General features: G+C 48.9%; 13 protein-coding genes. 11 read left to right on the top strand and 2 right to left on the bottom strand.

Annotated elements, in window-relative coordinates:
- The first annotated feature begins 325 nt into the window (after positions 1 to 325).
- The 7 genes from OIR97_RS02030 to OIR97_RS02060 are packed head-to-tail and all read left to right on the top strand — an operon-like array spanning position 326 to position 9101.
- Positions 326 to 2554: a NosR/NirI family protein gene (locus tag OIR97_RS02030; RefSeq protein WP_267177772.1), complete on the top strand. Its 2229-nt coding sequence runs from the start codon at positions 326 to 328 to the stop codon at positions 2552 to 2554.
- Positions 2555 to 2592: 38 nt separating this feature from the next.
- Positions 2593 to 4494 (top strand): TAT-dependent nitrous-oxide reductase, encoded by a 1902-nt coding sequence (gene nosZ, locus OIR97_RS02035; RefSeq protein WP_267177773.1) that lies wholly within the window; start codon positions 2593 to 2595, stop codon positions 4492 to 4494.
- A 1-nt stretch (position 4495) separates the two neighbouring features.
- The gene (locus OIR97_RS02040; protein ID WP_267177774.1) at positions 4496 to 5767 is read left to right on the top strand and encodes a nitrous oxide reductase family maturation protein NosD; all 1272 of its coding nucleotides are present in this window, start codon (positions 4496 to 4498) and stop codon (positions 5765 to 5767) included.
- A 5-nt stretch (positions 5768 to 5772) separates the two neighbouring features.
- The gene (locus tag OIR97_RS02045) at positions 5773 to 6714 is read left to right on the top strand and encodes an ABC transporter ATP-binding protein (protein WP_267177775.1); all 942 of its coding nucleotides are present in this window, start codon (positions 5773 to 5775) and stop codon (positions 6712 to 6714) included.
- Positions 6707 to 7540, top strand: coding sequence for an ABC transporter permease (locus tag OIR97_RS02050; protein WP_267177776.1), 834 nt, complete (start codon positions 6707 to 6709; stop codon positions 7538 to 7540). Before OIR97_RS02045 ends, OIR97_RS02050 begins: the two co-directional genes overlap by 8 nt.
- Positions 7537 to 8067 carry a nitrous oxide reductase accessory protein NosL gene (locus tag OIR97_RS02055; RefSeq protein ID WP_267177777.1) on the top strand — a complete coding sequence of 177 codons (531 nt, stop codon included), beginning with the start codon at positions 7537 to 7539 and terminating at the stop codon, positions 8065 to 8067. The genes OIR97_RS02050 and OIR97_RS02055 overlap by 4 nt, the downstream gene beginning before the upstream one ends.
- Before the next feature lie 14 nt (positions 8068 to 8081).
- Positions 8082 to 9101 carry an FAD:protein FMN transferase gene (locus OIR97_RS02060; protein ID WP_267177778.1) on the top strand — a complete coding sequence of 340 codons (1020 nt, stop codon included), beginning with the start codon at positions 8082 to 8084 and terminating at the stop codon, positions 9099 to 9101.
- A 16-nt stretch (positions 9102 to 9117) separates the two neighbouring features.
- Here the strand turns inward: OIR97_RS02060 and OIR97_RS02065 are convergent, their stop codons facing one another.
- A complete protein-coding gene (locus tag OIR97_RS02065; protein ID WP_169544054.1) occupies positions 9118 to 9837 on the bottom strand; it encodes a Crp/Fnr family transcriptional regulator in 720 nt (239 codons plus the stop codon).
- Between the two features lie 73 nt (positions 9838 to 9910).
- Between OIR97_RS02065 and OIR97_RS02070 the strand changes: the two genes are divergently transcribed.
- The 4 genes from OIR97_RS02070 (at position 9911) to OIR97_RS02085 (ending at position 15083) form a co-directional block, all read left to right on the top strand.
- Entirely contained in the window at positions 9911 to 11101 is a 1191-nt protein-coding gene (locus tag OIR97_RS02070; RefSeq protein ID WP_169544055.1) for an NnrS family protein, read from the top strand.
- 231 nt (positions 11102 to 11332) lie between these two features.
- On the top strand, positions 11333 to 12433 hold the full coding sequence (dctP, locus tag OIR97_RS02075) for a TRAP transporter substrate-binding protein DctP (protein ID WP_169544056.1): 1101 nt from the start codon (positions 11333 to 11335) through the stop codon (positions 12431 to 12433).
- Positions 12434 to 12510: 77 nt separating this feature from the next.
- Complete coding sequence (locus OIR97_RS02080; protein ID WP_169544057.1) at positions 12511 to 13728, top strand: TRAP transporter small permease subunit; 1218 nt, start codon at positions 12511 to 12513, stop codon at positions 13726 to 13728.
- On the top strand, positions 13728 to 15083 hold the full coding sequence (locus OIR97_RS02085; protein WP_169544058.1) for a TRAP transporter large permease: 1356 nt from the start codon (positions 13728 to 13730) through the stop codon (positions 15081 to 15083). Before OIR97_RS02080 ends, OIR97_RS02085 begins: the two co-directional genes overlap by 1 nt.
- 168 nt (positions 15084 to 15251) lie before the next feature.
- Here the strand turns inward: OIR97_RS02085 and katG are convergent, their stop codons facing one another.
- Complete coding sequence (gene katG / locus OIR97_RS02090) at positions 15252 to 17402, bottom strand: catalase/peroxidase HPI (protein WP_219821639.1); 2151 nt, start codon at positions 17400 to 17402, stop codon at positions 15252 to 15254.
- Between the last annotated feature and the right edge of the window lie 244 nt (positions 17403 to 17646).

Raw genomic sequence — 17646 nt, forward strand, 5'->3', positions numbered from 1 at the left:
CAAAAACCCGAGTTGCAAGGCCGCGTGATTAGTCTTTAAAAAGACGGGCGGCCTGTTTTTAATTGCCCGATCGGAAACCGGCCCTGTCTGGCATCGTCCGATGTGAAATTCCTGCGGATGTATCGGCACCCTTATCCTTATGCCCGATCCCCCTGAAAAATGAACGGGATCCATTATCTTTCAATTTGTTTGCGGAAGCGCAAATAACCGTTTCTTGATTACCGGTAAGGTCTACCCATCAAGATCTGAGCTTGCTGGCCATTCCTGATGCAGGAATAGGGAACAGCAGGCGCCAGATCAGAGTTTGATGATTGGACGCTTTGGGATGATCAAGTTTGCATTAGGTATTCGTCAGTTTCTTGTCGGTTTTGTTGTCCTCTGGACCTGTTTACTTTTAAGCAGTTTACCGGTTCAGGCGGCGGAAACCATTCGGGATGTCATTGAAAATACACCGGTCGCTTCTTTCTATCCAGAAGCAGACGAGTGGGAGAGCCTTGGAAATGGCCAGCCCATCTACGTGGCGAAAAAACAAAACAAATCAATTGGCTACGCATTTCTGAACACTGATTTTGTTGGCGCAGTAGGATATTCGGGAAAACCGATTGTCGTCTTGATCGCCTTGGATACCGAAGGTTCCATCGTCAATGCGAAGCTGGTCCATCATGCAGAACCAATTATTCTATCGGGTATTCCTGAACAGAAAATTATTGATTTTATCGAAGGCTATAAAGGCACCGACATTTTAACTGTGGCCCGCGAAAAAGGCGGCGAGCCGCCTCCGGTTGATATCGTCTCTGGTGCGACGGTAACGGTCATGGTGATCGATGACAGCATCAAGCGGGCGTCGGTTCGGGTGGCCAAGTTATTAGGGTTGGCCGGCCTGAAACCAGATGATCCAACAACCCGTGTTCAGAGAAGTCTTATACTGAAGGATGAGACTGTCTATGACTGGGATACGCTGGTCGGAAATGGGGCGGTTCGTCGTTTGCACCTTAGCCTGGGCGATATTAACAAAGCCTTTGAAGAGCAGGGAAATCCGAAAGCCATTGCGAAACCGGAAAAAGGCGACCCACAAGAGACCTATATTGATCTTTATGTCGCGTCCCTTGCCATCCCGGAAGTTGCCCGTAGCCTGCTGGGCGACAACGAATACCGCAACTACCAGAAGCGGTTAAAAGAAGGCCAAAGTGCGTTTCTTGTTATGGGTCTGGGGCAGTATTCATTTCGCGGTTCAGGATATGTTCGCGGTGGCATTTTTGATCGCTTTCAGGTGGTTCAGGATGGTGAAACAGTTCGCTTCATAGACCGGTTTTATAAGAATATCGGCCGTGTCGAGGCTGATAATGCGCCGGACTTGAAAGAGGTCGGGTTATTCTACACGCCACCCGATACTGTTTTTGAACCCGCCGACCCGTGGCAGTTGCAGCTTCTTGTTCAACGGGCCATTGGTGCGCTGGAAAAAGTCTTTATCGCGTTTGATGTTTCGTATCAGCTGCCAGATGCTTATGTGAAGGTCGAGGCACCTGCCGTCGTCGCACAGCCAGCCGTTTCTGTTCGCAGCCGTGAAGAGGTTGAAGCCGCGAACGCGCTTTGGCAACGGATCTGGATGCAAAAATTACCCGAAATCGGAATTTTGGTCGGGGCAATTGCCTTGTTGACGATTGTGTTCTTTGTTCAAAATCAGATTGTTCGTCGGACAATCTTGACCGACCGGTTCAGAATAGCCTTTTTGCTGTTCACCTTGTTCTGGATTGGGTTTTATGCACAGGCCCAACTGTCTGTCGTCAATGTCTTAGTCTTCGCCAACGCCTTGCTGACAGACTTCCAGTGGCAGTTTTTCCTGATGGAGCCGCTGATCTTTATTCTCTGGTGCTCTGTCGCTGTGTCCCTTCTGTTCTGGGGCCGCGGGGCATTCTGTGGATGGTTATGCCCCTTTGGCGCGCTACAGGAACTTCTGAACAAGGTCGCCCGCAGGATTGGGATCAAACAAATTACGGTTCCCTGGTGGCTGCATGAGCGGCTGTGGCCGATCAAGTATCTTGCGTTTTTAGGACTTCTTGGCATTTCAGTTTATTCCTTGCATTTGGCTGAAACGCTTTCCGAGATAGAACCTTTCAGAACTTCCATCGTGCTCAGATTTATGCGCGGATGGCCCTACCTGCTGTTTGTTTTTTCCTTGCTCGCTGCAGGCCTGTTCATCGAGCGGTTTTACTGTCGGTATCTTTGCCCGTTGGGGGCAGCCTTGGCCATCCCTGGAAAGCTGGCCATGTTCAACTGGCTGAAACGTTACCGCAACTGCGGCGACCCCTGCCAGAAATGTGCACAGGATTGCATGGTTCAGGCGATCGATCCGCAAGGCAACATTAATCCAAATGAGTGTTTGTACTGTCTGAATTGTCAGCAGCTTTACTACGACAAAGACGTTTGTCCGGTTGTTATTCACGCGCTTGCAAAAGCCCGTAAATCAGAGCCCAAGGCTGACGCAACCGCCGCTGATAAAGATTCAGAGTATCGCAGACCAAGGCGACTCAATCAGCCACGGTCTTATGAGTAATTTTTTTCCAAGTCTTGTTTCTTGTTAGGAGAACGAAAATGAAAGATGAAACAGAAAGAATGGCAGACGTATCCCGGCGTTCGTTGCTGGGTGGATCCGCTGCAATCGCAGGGGTCGGAGCCTTGGGAGGGGCCGCTTTATTGTCATCTCCTCGGGCCGCGCAGGCCTCCTCAGGGAATGCCGCGGTCGCCCCGGGTGATCTGGATGAATATTACGGCTTCTGGAGCGGCGGACAATCTGGCGAAGTCCGGATTATGGGGGTTCCCTCCATGCGCGAGCTGATGAGAATTCCCGTGTTCAATCGGTGTAGTGCAACTGGCTGGGGCCAGACCGATGAAAGTGTGAAAATTCTGACCGAACACATGCTTCCAAAAGAAAAAGAGTTTTGGAAGGATAAAGGCGGATTCCCAATGAACGGGGACACCCACCATCCTCATATGTCGTTTACAGACGGTAAATATGACGGTCGTTATATCTGGGTCAATGATAAAGCAAACACCCGGGTTGCCCGGATCCGTTGCGATATCATGAAAGTTGATAAGATCATTTCGATCCCGAACGCGGCCGATATCCATGGTATGCGGCCACAGAAATTTCCGAAAACCAAGTATGTTTTCGCAAACGGAGAACATCGCGTGCCGCTGCCTAACGATGGTAGCGTTCTGGATGATCCGTCAAAATATCACGCCGTATTCTCTGCCGTTGACGGCGAAAAAATGGAAGTCGCCTGGCAAGTTATTGTTAGCGGTAATCTGGATAATGTTGAAGCCGATTATCAGGGTAAGTACGCCATTGCCAGCTGCTACAACTCTGAAGAAGGCGTGACATTGGCCGAGATGACGTCAAACGAGCAGGATTGGGCTGTCGTCTTTGACATTGAAGCGATTGAGGCCGGCGTAGCAGCTGGTGACTTCAAAACCTATGAAGAAAATGTTCCGGTTTTGGATGGTCGTAAAGGATCGAAATACACCCGTTATATTCCGATTTCAAACAGCCCGCATGGTGTGAACGCGTCACCGGACGGTAAATATATGATGGTCAACGGTAAGTTGTCGCCAACGGTTTCCGTCATCGAAATGGCAAAACTACCAGACGTTTTCAAAGACAAGATCAAACCACGGGATGCCATTGTTGCTGAGCCAGAACTTGGCTTGGGTCCCTTGCATACTGCGTTTGATGGTCGGGGCAATGCTTATACAACGCTCTTCCTGGACAGTCAGATCTGTAAATGGAATGTTGAAAAAGCGGTCCAGAAATATGCCGGTAAGGATGTTGATCCGATTTTGGAAAAACTGGATGTTCAGTATCAACCAGGTCATAACCATACGTCCATGGGTGAAACCAGTGAGGCTGATGGTAAGTGGCTGGTCTCATTGAATAAGTTCTCCAAAGATCGGTATATTAATGTAGGACCATTGAAACCAGAAAATGATCAGTTGATCGATATTTCTGGTGACAAGATGAAAATTGTTCATGACGGTCCGACCTTTGCGGAGCCTCATGACTGTATTCTCGTGCACCGTTCGGTCGTTAATCCGCGTCAGGTTTATGACCGGGAAGATCCGATGTTTGATGAAATCAAGGCCCGGGCCAAAGCAGATGGCGTGGAGGATCTTGAAGATGCGGATCAGGTCATTCGCGATGGGAACAAAGTTCGCGTCTATATGTTCTCTGCAGCACCGGCTTTCTCACTTGAGAAATTTACGGTGAAACAGGGCGATGAAGTGACAATTGTTGTTACGAATATCGATGATGTGGATGATTTGACCCATGGTCTGACCATTTCCAACTATGGCGTTGCTATGGAGGTTGGGCCGCAACAAACGGCTTCTGTTACCTTTACAGCCGATTATCCCGGCGTTCATTGGTTCTATTGCCAATGGTTCTGTCACGCATTGCATATGGAAATGCGGGGCCGGATGTTGGTGGAGCCAAAGTAAGATGAAAAATCGTCTTGAGCATATATCTGGACGATGTTGGGTTGCGGCAACCATTGGGGTTGCCGCGCTCCTTCTTCCCTGTCTGAGCAGTGCAAAAGAAATTACCGTGAAGGGATCTCTTCAAACGGCAATTGCACAGGCTGATGCCGGGGATGTGCTCGCCTTGCAGGACCAAGTGTATCTAGGCCCACTGATTATCAATAAATCAATTACCCTTCGGGGTCAGACAGGATCCGTTATTCAGGGAAATGGCGTTGGTTCCGTTATTACGGTCCGCGCGACGGATGTAACACTGAAAAACCTGAAAATCACAGGATCTGGGTTGTCGCTCGAAAATCAGGATAGCGGGATCTTCCTCGACAACACGGCAACGGGAGCGCTTATTGAACGTAACGAAGTGATTAATAACCTTATTGGGGTTTATGTGTCGGGCGCGAAGAATAGCCTGGTTCGTTACAATCATATTGTTGGCCGGAAAGATCTCAGAATGAACGAGCGTGGTAATGGGGTTCAGATCTGGAACGCACCTGGTACTGTGATCAAAAAGAATCTCATTGAATATGGCCGGGATGGTATTTTCGTGACCACCAGCTCCAAAAACACCTTTACCGGTAATCGGATGCAAAATCTTAGATTTGCCATCCATTACATGTATACAAACCGAAGTGAAGTATCTGACAATATTTCTGTTGGGAACCATATTGGCTATGCGCTGATGTCATCCAACAAGCTGGTTGTTCGGAACAATCTCTCCCAACAGGATCGTGATAGAGGCTTTTTGCTCAACTATGTCAATCGACTTGAAATGAGCGAGAACACCGTCCGTGGCGGTTCTGAAAAATGTATCTTTATCTACAATTCTCATCGCAATAACATAAACCGAAACCGGCTTTCCGATTGCCTGATTGGCTTGCATTTTACCGCGGGTTCACAGAGGAACAAAATTTCTGAAAATGCGTTCATCAACAATCAGACACAGGTCAAATATGTTGGCACACGGTGGCTGGAATGGTCCGTAAAGGGCGTGGGTAATTACTGGTCGGATCATGTTGCCTTTGACTTGGATAAAAATGGGATCGCTGATGCCATTTACCGCCCCAATGATTTGACCGATCAGGTTATCTGGAAATACCCATCCGCCCGACTTTTAATGAACAGCCCGGCTGTTCAGGTTCTCAAATATGCACAAGGCCAGTTTCCGGCCTTGCATCCTGGTGGGGTTGTCGACAGCGCTCCCCTGATGCAGGAGCCCAAGGGCTTGTCAAGGAAGTGAACAGAATGAAAGCATCAATGAACACAGCAATTTCAGCCATCGGGATTTCACAATCCTTTGGAAATATCATGGCGCTTCAGGATGTCTCCTTAACCCTGAACAAGGGGGAATGCCTGGCCCTGGTTGGTCATAACGGAGCGGGTAAAAGCACGCTTATCAAAATTCTTCTGGGATTGATTTCTCCATCCAGAGGCGTAGTTGGGATGATGGGAAAGGACCTGCATGACCGGCAATTTGAAGCCAACCGTCAGAAAATCGGCTTTTTGCCGGAACAAATTCTTTTCCAGAAGAATATGACGGGACGGGAGATCTTAAAATTCTATGCGCGTTTGAAGAAGTCTCCTTTTTCCCAGATTGATGAACTTCTGAACCGGTTTGATCTGGGTGCTGCCGCAGAGTCCCGAATTGGCACTTATTCCAAAGGAATGCGACAAAAGCTGGGAATGGCGCAGGCCCTGCTGGGAAATCCTGAATTGCTGATCCTCGATGAGCCAACATCCGGGCTTGATCCACTTGCCCGTCAACAGATGTATTCTATTCTTGGGGAAGAGAAGAAAAAAGGCACGTCTATTCTCATATCTTCGCATGTTTTAACGGAAATTGATGATCGGATTGATCGGGTTGTCATTCTTAATTCAGGGCATGTTGTCGCGGATGGAACGCTGGCAGGATTATCTCAGGAACGGACCGTTCATTCCCGGATTATGATCGAGGCGACGCCAAAAACATGCCGGCAAATCGAAACAATTTTTTCCCACGAACTCGATGTGGTTCGCCCAACCGAAAGGACGCTTACCTTAAGGTGCGAGAAAAGCCGGAAAGTCCCGATCCTGAACAGCATTTACGCGTTAGGACTTCAGTTGATTGATATTCGGATTTCAGATCCTTCCCTGGAAGAGGTGTTCAGCGCCTATATGAACAGACAGAAGGAGCGGCAGTATGATTAATCTCGGTACACTGATTTTTAAAGAAATCAAAGATAGTTATCGAAATCGCTGGGTTGGAACGGTCATTCTTGTCATGACGGCTTTAGCGCTTGTTTTAAGCCTGATTGGCAGCGCACCCGTCGGGACGACCAGCATTGGCCCCCTGACCGTTACGATTGTCAGTCTTTCCTCGTTAAGTGTGTTTTTTATTCCACTGATTGCGTTGTTGCTGTCTTATAACTCGATCGTAGGTGAAGACGAGCGTGGCACCCTTCTTTTATTGCTGACCTATCCGGTTTCTCGAACCATGGTGGCGATCGGGAAATTCATCGGGCAATTTGTTATTTTGTCAGTGGCGATTATAATTGGGTATTGCGTTGCGGCTCTGACGGTCATTCTGACGGGTGATGTGGCCTTTTTTGAACATGACTGGTACGTGTTTGGCAAACTGATTGTATCGTCCGTTCTTTTGGGCGCGGTTTTTCTCGGCATCGGTATTTTTATCAGCTCTGTCATGAAAGAAAGCTCAACAGCCGCGGCCGCAGCCATCGGCGTGTGGCTCGTTTTCGTGGTGTTGTTTGATCTGGGTTTATTGGGTTTACTATCCTCACCAGCGGCAACCTATCTTCCGGATATGGTCGTAAAATGGGTGATGCTTGCCAACCCTGCAGACGCCTATCGAATGTTTAATCTGGCGACCTCTGAGGATACGGCCCTGCTGTCAGGCATGGCAGGATTGAGATCAGACCAAATGGTGTTACCAGAGGTCATGTTCGCAGTGCTGGTGGTCTGGATCATCGTTCCAGTGGTGGCGTTTTGCGCGGCCTTCGGAAGGAGGAAAGTATGAAAAATCTAATACAGGCTGTTCTTGGCGTCATGCTCGCCTTGACTTTAATTGGCTGTCAGGACGGAGAGCTTTCTCTTCCTAATCCACTAGCCGTCACAAATGAGTCTATCGGTAATTATTGTGGCATGGTCTTGACCGAACATGCTGGTCCTAAAGCGCAGGTTTTTGAAAAACACCATTCCTCACCGTTGTGGTTCAGTTCAGTAAAAGATGCGATTGTTTATCTGACACTGCCCGGCGAAGCCCAGGACGCTGTGGTTACATATGTTCACGACATGGCAAAGGCCGAAAGTTGGGAGAACCCTCAGAATGACGGCATTTGGATAGATGTTCGTGATGCGTATTTCGTGATCGGAAGTCAGAAACTTGGGGGAATGGGGATGCCGGAATTTGCCCCGTTTAGTGTGGCGGAAAAAGCGGCTGAATTTGCCAAAGAGCATGGCGGGAAAGTGGTTCGCCTGTCACAGATTACGAACGCGGACCTTGCTCTGGTTGACCCCGCCCCTGAGATGCACTCTCATAATTAGAAGTGGTTTATTCAATGACGACATATTCAGCTAAAAACGCGTCTCGCCGGTCTTTTTTAATTAAAGCTTCAGCGGCCTGCGCCTTGACAGCGCTCCCCTTTGAGACGGCGCTCGCCCGATCGTCAGCTTTTGAGCCCCTTCATTGGCGAGGCGCTGCGCTTGGTGCAGAGGGGGCGATAGAACTTCATCACTCTGATCGGGAAACAGCGCGGGCTGTGCTTGACACCTGCAGGAAAGAAATCGATAGGCTGGAGCGGTTATTCAGTCTGTACCAACCGGACTCTCAGCTATCTCGATTAAATAAATTGGGGTATCTCGAATATCCTGATCTTCAATTTCTTGAATTACTCTCAGCTGCGCAAGGCTTTGCATCTAAAACACAAGGTGTTTTTGATATTACGGTTCAGCCGCTTTGGGCATTTTACCGGGATTTTTATGCGGATCTTTCCCATCGCGGTAAAGTTCCGGCACCATCTGACCTTCAACGGGTCTTAAAACAGGTGGGATATCAAAATCTGGTGCTTTCGGAAACGCGTATTGAATTTAAGAAACCCGGTATGGCCATAACCCTGAATGGGATTGCACAAGGATATATAACGGACCGTATTAAATCCATATTACAGGATGCTGGATACCGGCATGTTCTTCTGTCATTGGGGGAAATCGCTGCCATAGGACCCAAACAAACGGGGCAACCATGGAAGGTTGGTTTGGAAGCGGGGCCCACCGATCCGAAAAGTTCGCAAAGGATCATTTCTTTGGAAGATCAGGCCGTTGCGACTTCTGGAGCCTATAACAGCCCGTTCGGTACTTCAAATGGCGCAAATCATCTGTTAAATCCAAAAACCGGCGCCTGGTCGACGCTTTCTGGCTCGATATCGGTTGTCTCTGATACCGCGATGATGGCGGATATGTATTCAACGGCGTTGGCGTTAATGACAGAGCCCGAACGACACCGGTTGTTGTCTGATACGAAACAGGTTCAGGCGGTCTATTTCTCGTCTTCGTTGGGCGGGCGCAACTGGTCGGCCTGAGGCCAGAGAGGCACCGTTATTTTTGAACACTGTATAAATTGGTGAATTTGGTTTTATCCGTCACGATGACTTTTTTGCGGCTGCTTTTGACCAATCCTGATTGTTCCCATCCACTTAACAGTCGAGAAACTGTGTGCAAGGTGGTGCCGGACATTTCTGACACATCCTGACGTGTCAGGGGAATATCGATCAGGACACCTTCATCGGTTTCCCTGCCAGTTTGTTCCAGAAGTTTCAGTAAAGCTGCTGCTACTCTATGTTCAACCTGTTCCGTTGCCAGTTCAAGAACCCTGTCCTGAACGTCTGCAAAACGATTTCCAAGGGTTGTGCTGGCCGCCTTGGCAAAAGAAGGAAACCGCCTGACGGTCTCATTCCATAGGGGCATGGGCCACGATAGTGCGACACAATCGATTGCTGCCACCGCGTTGGCAGGATAGGTATCCCGGCCGATGGCACTTGCAATTCCGAACAATTCGTTGCTGGCGATATACCGGACAATGATCTGTTCTCCTGACCCGCTAATTCGAACGACGCGGATATATCCGTCCAGTAAAAGGAAAAAGGAATGCGCGGTTTCACCTTCGACAAAAAAGCTATCGTTTTTTTTGACTCGCTTTGCATGCGCCTGACCAATGAATTCTTTTAACTCTGATCGCGAGAAATCGGCAAAATTTGACAGATGGGAGATAAGCGCAACGTCCAACAAAACTAAAGTACCCTTTTTTGTTTGTCTCATGGCAAAGATCAAAAAGCGGGATCAATGTACATTAAATCCATACTGAAATAAACCGAATGTGGAGTGAAGAGCGATGCCCGTAAAACGCCCTCAGGAATATAAAGGCTTTGCCCTTCTTTCTTTCGGATTTCGCCCGTTTTTCCTGATGGCATCCCTATATGCGGGGTTGTCCGTTTTGATATGGCTTCCGTTTTTACAGGGGTATCTGGACGCGGAAACAGCGTTTCTGCCCGTTGACTGGCATATGCATGAATTATTTTTCGGCTTTATTACCGCGGTCATTTGCGGCTTCTTATTTACATCAATTCCCAACTGGACAGGAAGGTTACCGGTTCAGGGTCTACCGCTTTTATCCATGATGGCCTTATGGCTGGTGGGGCGGGGGGCTGTTTTTTTCTCGGCGCATATTGGCTGGATTGGGACTCTGGTTATTGACGGGGCTTTTTTATGTACGCTATGGACAGTCGTTGCGATCGAGATATTAAAAGGCCGGAACTGGCGAAATCTGAAAGTATTGATCCCGCTCAGTTTTCTAACGGGGTCAAATATTCTGTTTCATCTGGAAGCCCATTACGGTGGCAGTGCTGAATACAGTAAACGAATAGCCTTGGCGGCGATCATTGCCTTTATCCTGTTGATCGGTGGCAGAATTATTCCAAGTTTTACCCGAAACTGGCTGGTCAAATTTAATCCGGGCCGTTTGCCGCACCCTTTTGTCCTGTACGAGAAAATCACGTTGGTTTTTTCGATTGTAACACTGTTCGGTTGGTTCCTTCTCCCGAACAATCACCTCGTCGGTCTGTTCTTTTGGGCTGCTGCTATTCTGCTGGTAGGTCAGTTATGCCGGTGGGCGGGAAACAGGGCGCTTAAAGAGCCATTGGTTCTGGTTCTTCATTCAAGTTATCTTTTCATTCCGGTGGGTTTTATCCTTATGGGGGGAGCTATCCTGTTTCCTTCAGCAGTGTCGCCCGTGGCGGGAATACATGCACTTGGAACCGGGGCGGCGGCAAATATGATTTTGGCCGTTATGGTGCGGTCAACAAAAGGGCATACCGGAAAGGCATTGAGAATGGAGCCCGCTGATTATGTAATTTTCGGATCGATCCTTTTTTCAGCGATTACCCGCGTCGCTTCGGCACTTTTCCCGGATCAGGAGTTGTTTCTGTTAGAAATATCCGTCTTACTTTGGGTGATCGCGTTTCTTGGGTTCGCGGCCGCGTATGGCGGCGCCTTACTCACACCAAAAGCGCGCCCTTTGTTCTGATCTTGCGGGTTCTGCTGTTCAGATTAGTTTATTCTTGGGCTTTTTAGCAAGGTTTCGGGGGATGCGTACGCAGGAGTGACCGATCGTGCCTATTCCATCATGTGGAATTTATTCAACCTGCAATCATTCCAATCTTTGTATTTCTTAAATATAATGTATGATTTTCTTAACTATAAAAAGAAACGGGAGTTGATGAGTCGGGCGCATAAAATCTTTCTATGGGAGGTCTCGATGACAGAAAAGAAACTCAACCGGCGTAAATTGCTTACAGGAACTGCTGCGGCAGGGGCCGCGGCATTTGCAGCCCCGGCGATTGCTACCGCAGCAGGGCATACAACAACGTGGAAAGTACAAACGTCCTGGCCTGGCGGCATTGGACTGAATATCTTTAAAGAATGGTGTGGTTCTATTAAAGAAAAGACCGGGGGCGAGTTAGAGTTTATTCCCTTTGGTGCGAAAGATGTGGTGGGGGATTTTCAGCTTTTTGATGCTGTGAAAAACGGTGTGTTGCAGGCCATGAACCCGTTTACACTTTACTGGGCAGGCCGCATTCCGGCTGCCGTGTTTCTGTCTTCCTATCCTTTGGGGTTGCGGAACCCGCATGAATGGGACGTTTTCTTTTATGGGCTGGGCGGCCTTGAAATGGCGCGGGAAGTGTTCGCAAAACAGGGTATGTATTATGTAGGCCCGATCCATCATGGACCAAATATTATCCATTCCAAGGTCCCTATTCGGTCAATTGATGACTTCCGAGGGCGTAAAATGCGTCTGCCAGGCGGTATGGTTGCAGAGGTCTTTCAAGCGATTGGAGCCAAAACGACCTTGTTGCCCGGCTCTGAAATTTTTCCGGCTCTGGAAAAAGGTACGATTGACGTTGCCGATTATGTTGGGCCGGCGATCAATCATGCTCTCGGCTTTGGTCAGGTAACCGATTACATCTCCATGGGACCTCCAGGTTTTATGTCGGTTTATCAGCCTGTTGACTTGATGGACCTTACGGTTGGTATGGATACGTGGCAAAAACTGAGTCCGGCGATGAAGCAATTTGTTGAGATGGAAGTCAAATCTTACTCAATTGAGCATCATGCCAAAATCCAGAAGGCAGATCAGGAAGCCTGGAAGAAGTTTGAGGAAGAAGGGACCGAAGTGACCCGACTGTCTCAGGATGACATAGAAGCTTTGACGGAAGTTGCTGTTGAACGGTGGTTCGCGTGGGCGAATAAAGATGCCGACGCTGCCCGGATTTTCAAAGTGCAATTGGATTATATGATGTCAGGGTCACTGGGCTATGTAACACCGGAAATGGTGGAAAATTATAGCTTGAAATACTGATTGCTTCCGTTGGTTGAAGGGTCAGCACATGCCGACCCTTCTTTTCTATGTTTTATTCAGAGTAGGAGAACGAAGAGATGCCAAGCGTCGACTTCGTCTTGCCCCACTGGCTTTACTGGTTTGGGCTCATCATTTTTCCCTTGGTCGCAATGTATCTTGCGCGCCGATCTCGACGGCAACCGAACGGGACGGGATATTCGCTGGGAACAGCGTATTTTGTCTGGTTGGTCGGTGGCTTTCTCGGGCTGCATCGCCTCTATTTGCGAAATTTGCTGGGGCTTGTTTTCTGGCCGTTATTTGCCCTCATTCTGTATGCGTCGTCGATAGAACGCAGTGCACGGGTGGAATATTCGAACGCAACGGCAGCTTTGGAGGTTGTCGATAGTTCAATTGCCCGTAAAGAAAAGGCGATTGCGAAGTCAGAGCAGAAAATCAAGGATGCATCGGCGCGTTTGAAATCCGCTGAAGAGGGATCGCCTGCGGCTAAACGGCATCAGGCTCGTCTTGAAAAAGAAGCCGCAAAGATCGAAAAAAACAAGACCAGTATTGAGGAAATAAAATCCGAGATCCCAAGTTTGAAGGAAACGGCAGCTTCTGCGGAAGAAAAACGCGCCAGTTGGGACAGTTATGCACTGTATGCGGGCTATATAACGGGGCTTATTTTATTGCTCGATTTGTTTCTGATCCCGCAGTTGCTTCGAAAGGCAGTCGAAAAACGCAATGGAACTGATCTGGAAGAGATCGTCCGCGAACCGGTCGAGGAAGACAGTCAGTTTGTGGGCAGCGGAATACCCGGAATATTGGATCGAATTTCATTGTTTAGCGGCGAATTTGTTGCCTTCTGGTCGATCATCGCGGTTTTCGTTTACTATTATGAAGTTGTCGTTCGGTACGTGTTTAACAGCCCAACAAACTGGGCACATGAAAGCATGTTTTTAATGTTTGGCATGCAGTATCTGGTCGCTGGTGCTTATGCGATGCTGACAGGAAGTCATGTCAGGGTCGATATCTTCTACGCCAAATTTTCACCCCGAGGCAAAGCCTGCGTCGATTTGTTGACGTCGATCTTCTTCTTCATTTTTGCCGGCACGCTTCTTTTTACAAGTTACATTTTCTCCTTGGATGCCATCGGTCAAAACGAAGTTTCTTTCACCGAATGGGCGATCCAGTATTGGCCCGTTAAATGTGTGATGGTTGTTGGCAGTCTATTGTTGATTATTCAGGGTATTTCCATTGTTTTGAAGGATCTAAAGATTGTCATGGATCCTTCCTCAGTTGAGGGAGGGATTTCCTGATGGGGTTGGAAATCGAAATTGGGTGGCTGACCCTGATAATGTTTGGAAGTTTGCTGTTGCTTCTCGCGGCGGGCTTACCATTGGCTTTTGTCACCGGCGGTCTTGCATGCGTGTTCCTGTTCTTGCTCGGAGATGCGCAAACTCTAAACATTGTTCCAAGCCGGATATTTCCGCTGATGACGGATTATCAGCTATCGGCAATTCCGTTGTTTATTTTTATGGCTGCAATGCTGGAACGAGCGGGTCTCATTAAGGAGATGTTTGATGTAATCTACAAGTTGTTGGGGGGGCTTAAAGGAGGGCTCGCGTCGGCGACGATTATTGCATCAACCATTTTGGCGGCCATGGTCGGTGTTATTGGGGCCGCTGTTGTGACAATGGGTATCATCGCACTGCCGGCCATGCTTGCGCGGAATTATGATCCAAAAATTGCCATGGGCTCGATCATGGCAGGGGGAACATTGGGGATCCTTATTCCACCTTCAATCTTGGCAATCATCTATGCTGTTGTGGCAGAGCAGTCGGTCGGAGAATTGTTTATAGGAGCCGTGATTCCTGGGTTGATGCTGTCAGGTTTTTACATTTTGTATGTGACGATCGCCTCTAATCTGGATCCGCAAAAAGGACCTCCCATTCCGGTGTCCGAGAGAATAAGTTTTCGCGAAAAACTGTCGTTACTCCAACGAATGGCGGCCCCTATTATTTTAATACTTGTGGTGTTTTCCGTCCTGTTTTCTGGCGCGGCCACGCCTGTGGAAGCGGCAGGTATCGGGACCTTCGGGGCGTTTATTGTTGCCGCCTTGCACCGCCAGTTAAACTGGAATACCGCGCGTGAAGCGGTAATTACAACTCTTAAAGCATCCTCCATGGTGATATGGATCATGTTTGGAGCGACCATTTTTGTTGGACTGTATGTGCTGGAAGGGGGACAGACATTTGTAACAGAATCTTTAGCCGCCACCGGGCTGGGACCGTGGGGCATTCTGATCTTGATGCAAATTCTGCTGATTATTCTCGGCATGTTTCTCGACTGGGTTGGTATCCTGCTTTTATGTGTGCCGATTTTTGTTCCCATTATTAAAGGGCTGGGGGCGGCAGCTTTCGGTTTAGAAAGCGGCGGGGATCTGGTTTTGTGGTTCGGCGTTCTTTATCTGGTAAACATGCAGATGAGTTTTCTATCCCCACCGTTCGGCTATGCACTTTTCTACCTGCGAGGAGTTGCGCCGGATCATATTCCGATGTCCGATATATTTAAAGCGGCTCTTCCTTTTTTGGGTCTTCAGTTTCTGGGTTTGGCGCTTTGTATGTATTTTCCGCAAATCATTACCTGGTTGCCAAATCTTGTGTATGGCTAGTGGCAGGTCTTAGGGTGGAAAAACGGCCTGACACGGCCTGATCGGAACAGGTTCGGAGCGTCTCTGCGGAGGAGTTGAGGTTGACTTGCAGGCTTCGCTTTTACCGAAAAAAAGGGAGAGTCAGAAAGACTCTCCCATGGCTTTAGGGTTATTGTCTGTGACGGTCATTCAGGCCAAATCAAACCGGTCTGCGTTCATTACTTTTGTCCATGCGGCGACAAAATCCGTTACAAATTTTTCTGCTGCGTCATCTTGGGCATAGACTTCCGAATAGGCGCGTAAAATGGAGTTTGAGCCAAACACCAGATCAACGCGTGTTGCCGTCCATTTAACCGATCCCGTTGCCCGGTCCTGAATTTCATACAGGTTATTTCCTGCAGGCTTCCAAGCGAAGTTCATGTCCAGCAGATTGACAAAAAAGTCGTTGCTCAGCTGCCCTTTTCGGTTCGTCAGAACGCCATGGTCGGTATCCCCGTGGTTGGTTCCCAAAACACGAAGTCCGCCTACCAGCACGGTCATTTCAGGAGCCGTGAGACCCATCAGTTGCGTACGGTCCAGCAGGAGTTCTTCGGGGGCTACTGAATAGTCTTTCTTGAGCCAGTTGCGATACCCATCCGCGATCGGTTCCAGTACGTCAAATGAGTCTGCATCGGTTGCCTCCTCATTCGCATCTCCTCGTCCGGGAGAGAAAGGCACTGTGATCGCGTGTCCTGATGCACGGGCTGCCTGTTCAATACCCACATTGCCTGCCAGAACGATAATATCGGCTAAACTCGCACCAACTGATTTGCTGATCGGTTCCAGAATGGACAGAACCCTGTTCAAACGATCCGGCTCGTTCCCTTCCCAGTCTTTTTGTGGGGCCAAACGGATACGAGCGCCATTTGCACCGCCGCGCATGTCGGATCCGCGATAGGTTCGGGCACTATCCCATGCCGTAGAAACCATGTCCCTTATCGACAAACCGCTTGCGTTGATTTCAGCTTTTGCCGCGTCAATATCGTAACGGGTACTTCCTGCTGGTATTGGATCCTGCCAGAGAAGATCTTCCTTGGGAACATCCGGGCCGATATACCGAACTTTAGGACCCATATCGCGATGGGTCAGTTTAAACCATGCACGGGCAAAGACTTCTGAAAAATAGTCAGGATCCTGATAGAACCGTTCCGAGATTTTGCGATAAACGGGATCTTTGATCATCGCCATATCCGCATCAGTCATAATGGGAGTACAGCGAATTGATGGATCCTCCACGTCAACCGGTTTATCGGTGTCCTGAATATCGACGGGCTCCCACTGATAGGCGCCTGCCGGGCTTTTCTTCAGTTCCCATTCATGGTTTAGCAACATTTCGAAATAGCCATTGTCCCATTTTGTCGGGTTGCTCGTCCATGCCCCTTCAATGCCGCTGGTGATCGTATCCCGGCCTTTTCCTTTTCCCGATGGATTGCTCCAGCCAAAACCCTGATTCTCAACATCAGCAGCTTCCGGATCCGGTCCCAACAGCTCGGCATCTCCATTACCATGGGCCTTGCCAATCGTATGCCCGCCTGCTGTCAAGGCAACCGTCTCCTCGTCATTCATTGCCATTCGGGCAAAGGTCTCACGAACCTCTTTTGCTGTTTTTAACGGATCAGGTTTCCCGCCAACTCCTTCTGGATTTACATAAATCAAACCCATTTGAACCGCCGCGAGAGGGTTCTCCAGTGACTGCGGATTGGAATCGTCGTCATAGCGCTTGCGATCCAGCCATTCTTTTTCGGCCCCCCAGTAAATATCCTTTTCAGGATGCCAGATGTCGGAGCGACCATACCCGAAACCGAAGACTTTCAACCCAACCGCTTCATAGGCAACTGTGCCCGCGAGGATAATCAGATCTGCCCACGAAATCTTGTTTCCATATTTCTTCTTGATGGGCCAAAGGAGGCGGCGGGCTTTGTCAAGGCTTACGTTATCCGGCCAGGAATTCAGCGGTGCAAAGCGTTGATTCCCGGTGCCACCCCCACCGCGGCCGTCTGCCAATCGGTAAGATCCTGCAGCGTGCCACGCCATTCGGACCATCAGGCCAGCATAATTTCCCCAATCAGCAGGCCACCAGTCCTGGCTATCCGTCATCAGGGTATGCAGATCCTTTTTAAGCCCTTCGAAATCCAGGTTGCGGACTTCTGACTGATAATCGAAGTCGTCCCCCATAGGATTGGTTTTTGTGTCATGCTGGTGCAAGATGTCCAGGTTAAGAGCATTCGGCCACCAATCTGTGTTGGTTTTGCTGACCGTGGTGAGACCACCGTGCATCACCGGGCATTTTCCTGTACTCATAATTTCTCTCCTTCCGTTGGGCTGCATATATATTGAGCTGCCCTTTGATTTCGATTATTCAAGCTTTGTTGTGCTTTTTGGCAAGAAGGCCGTTCAGATTGGGTATCTAACAAGGCAGCTGATCAGCCCCTTCTTCGCCCCTTCGTTTTGACTCTCACTCCATGACATAAAGTTAGCGCCTGTTGAACATGTGGTAAAATGATCTTATTTTACTGTAACATATGGTTTTTCCGAATATTGAGAA

The sequence above is a fragment of the Sneathiella aquimaris genome, from assembly GCF_026409565.1.
In the GTDB taxonomy this organism is placed as follows: domain Bacteria; phylum Pseudomonadota; class Alphaproteobacteria; order Sneathiellales; family Sneathiellaceae; genus Sneathiella; species Sneathiella aquimaris.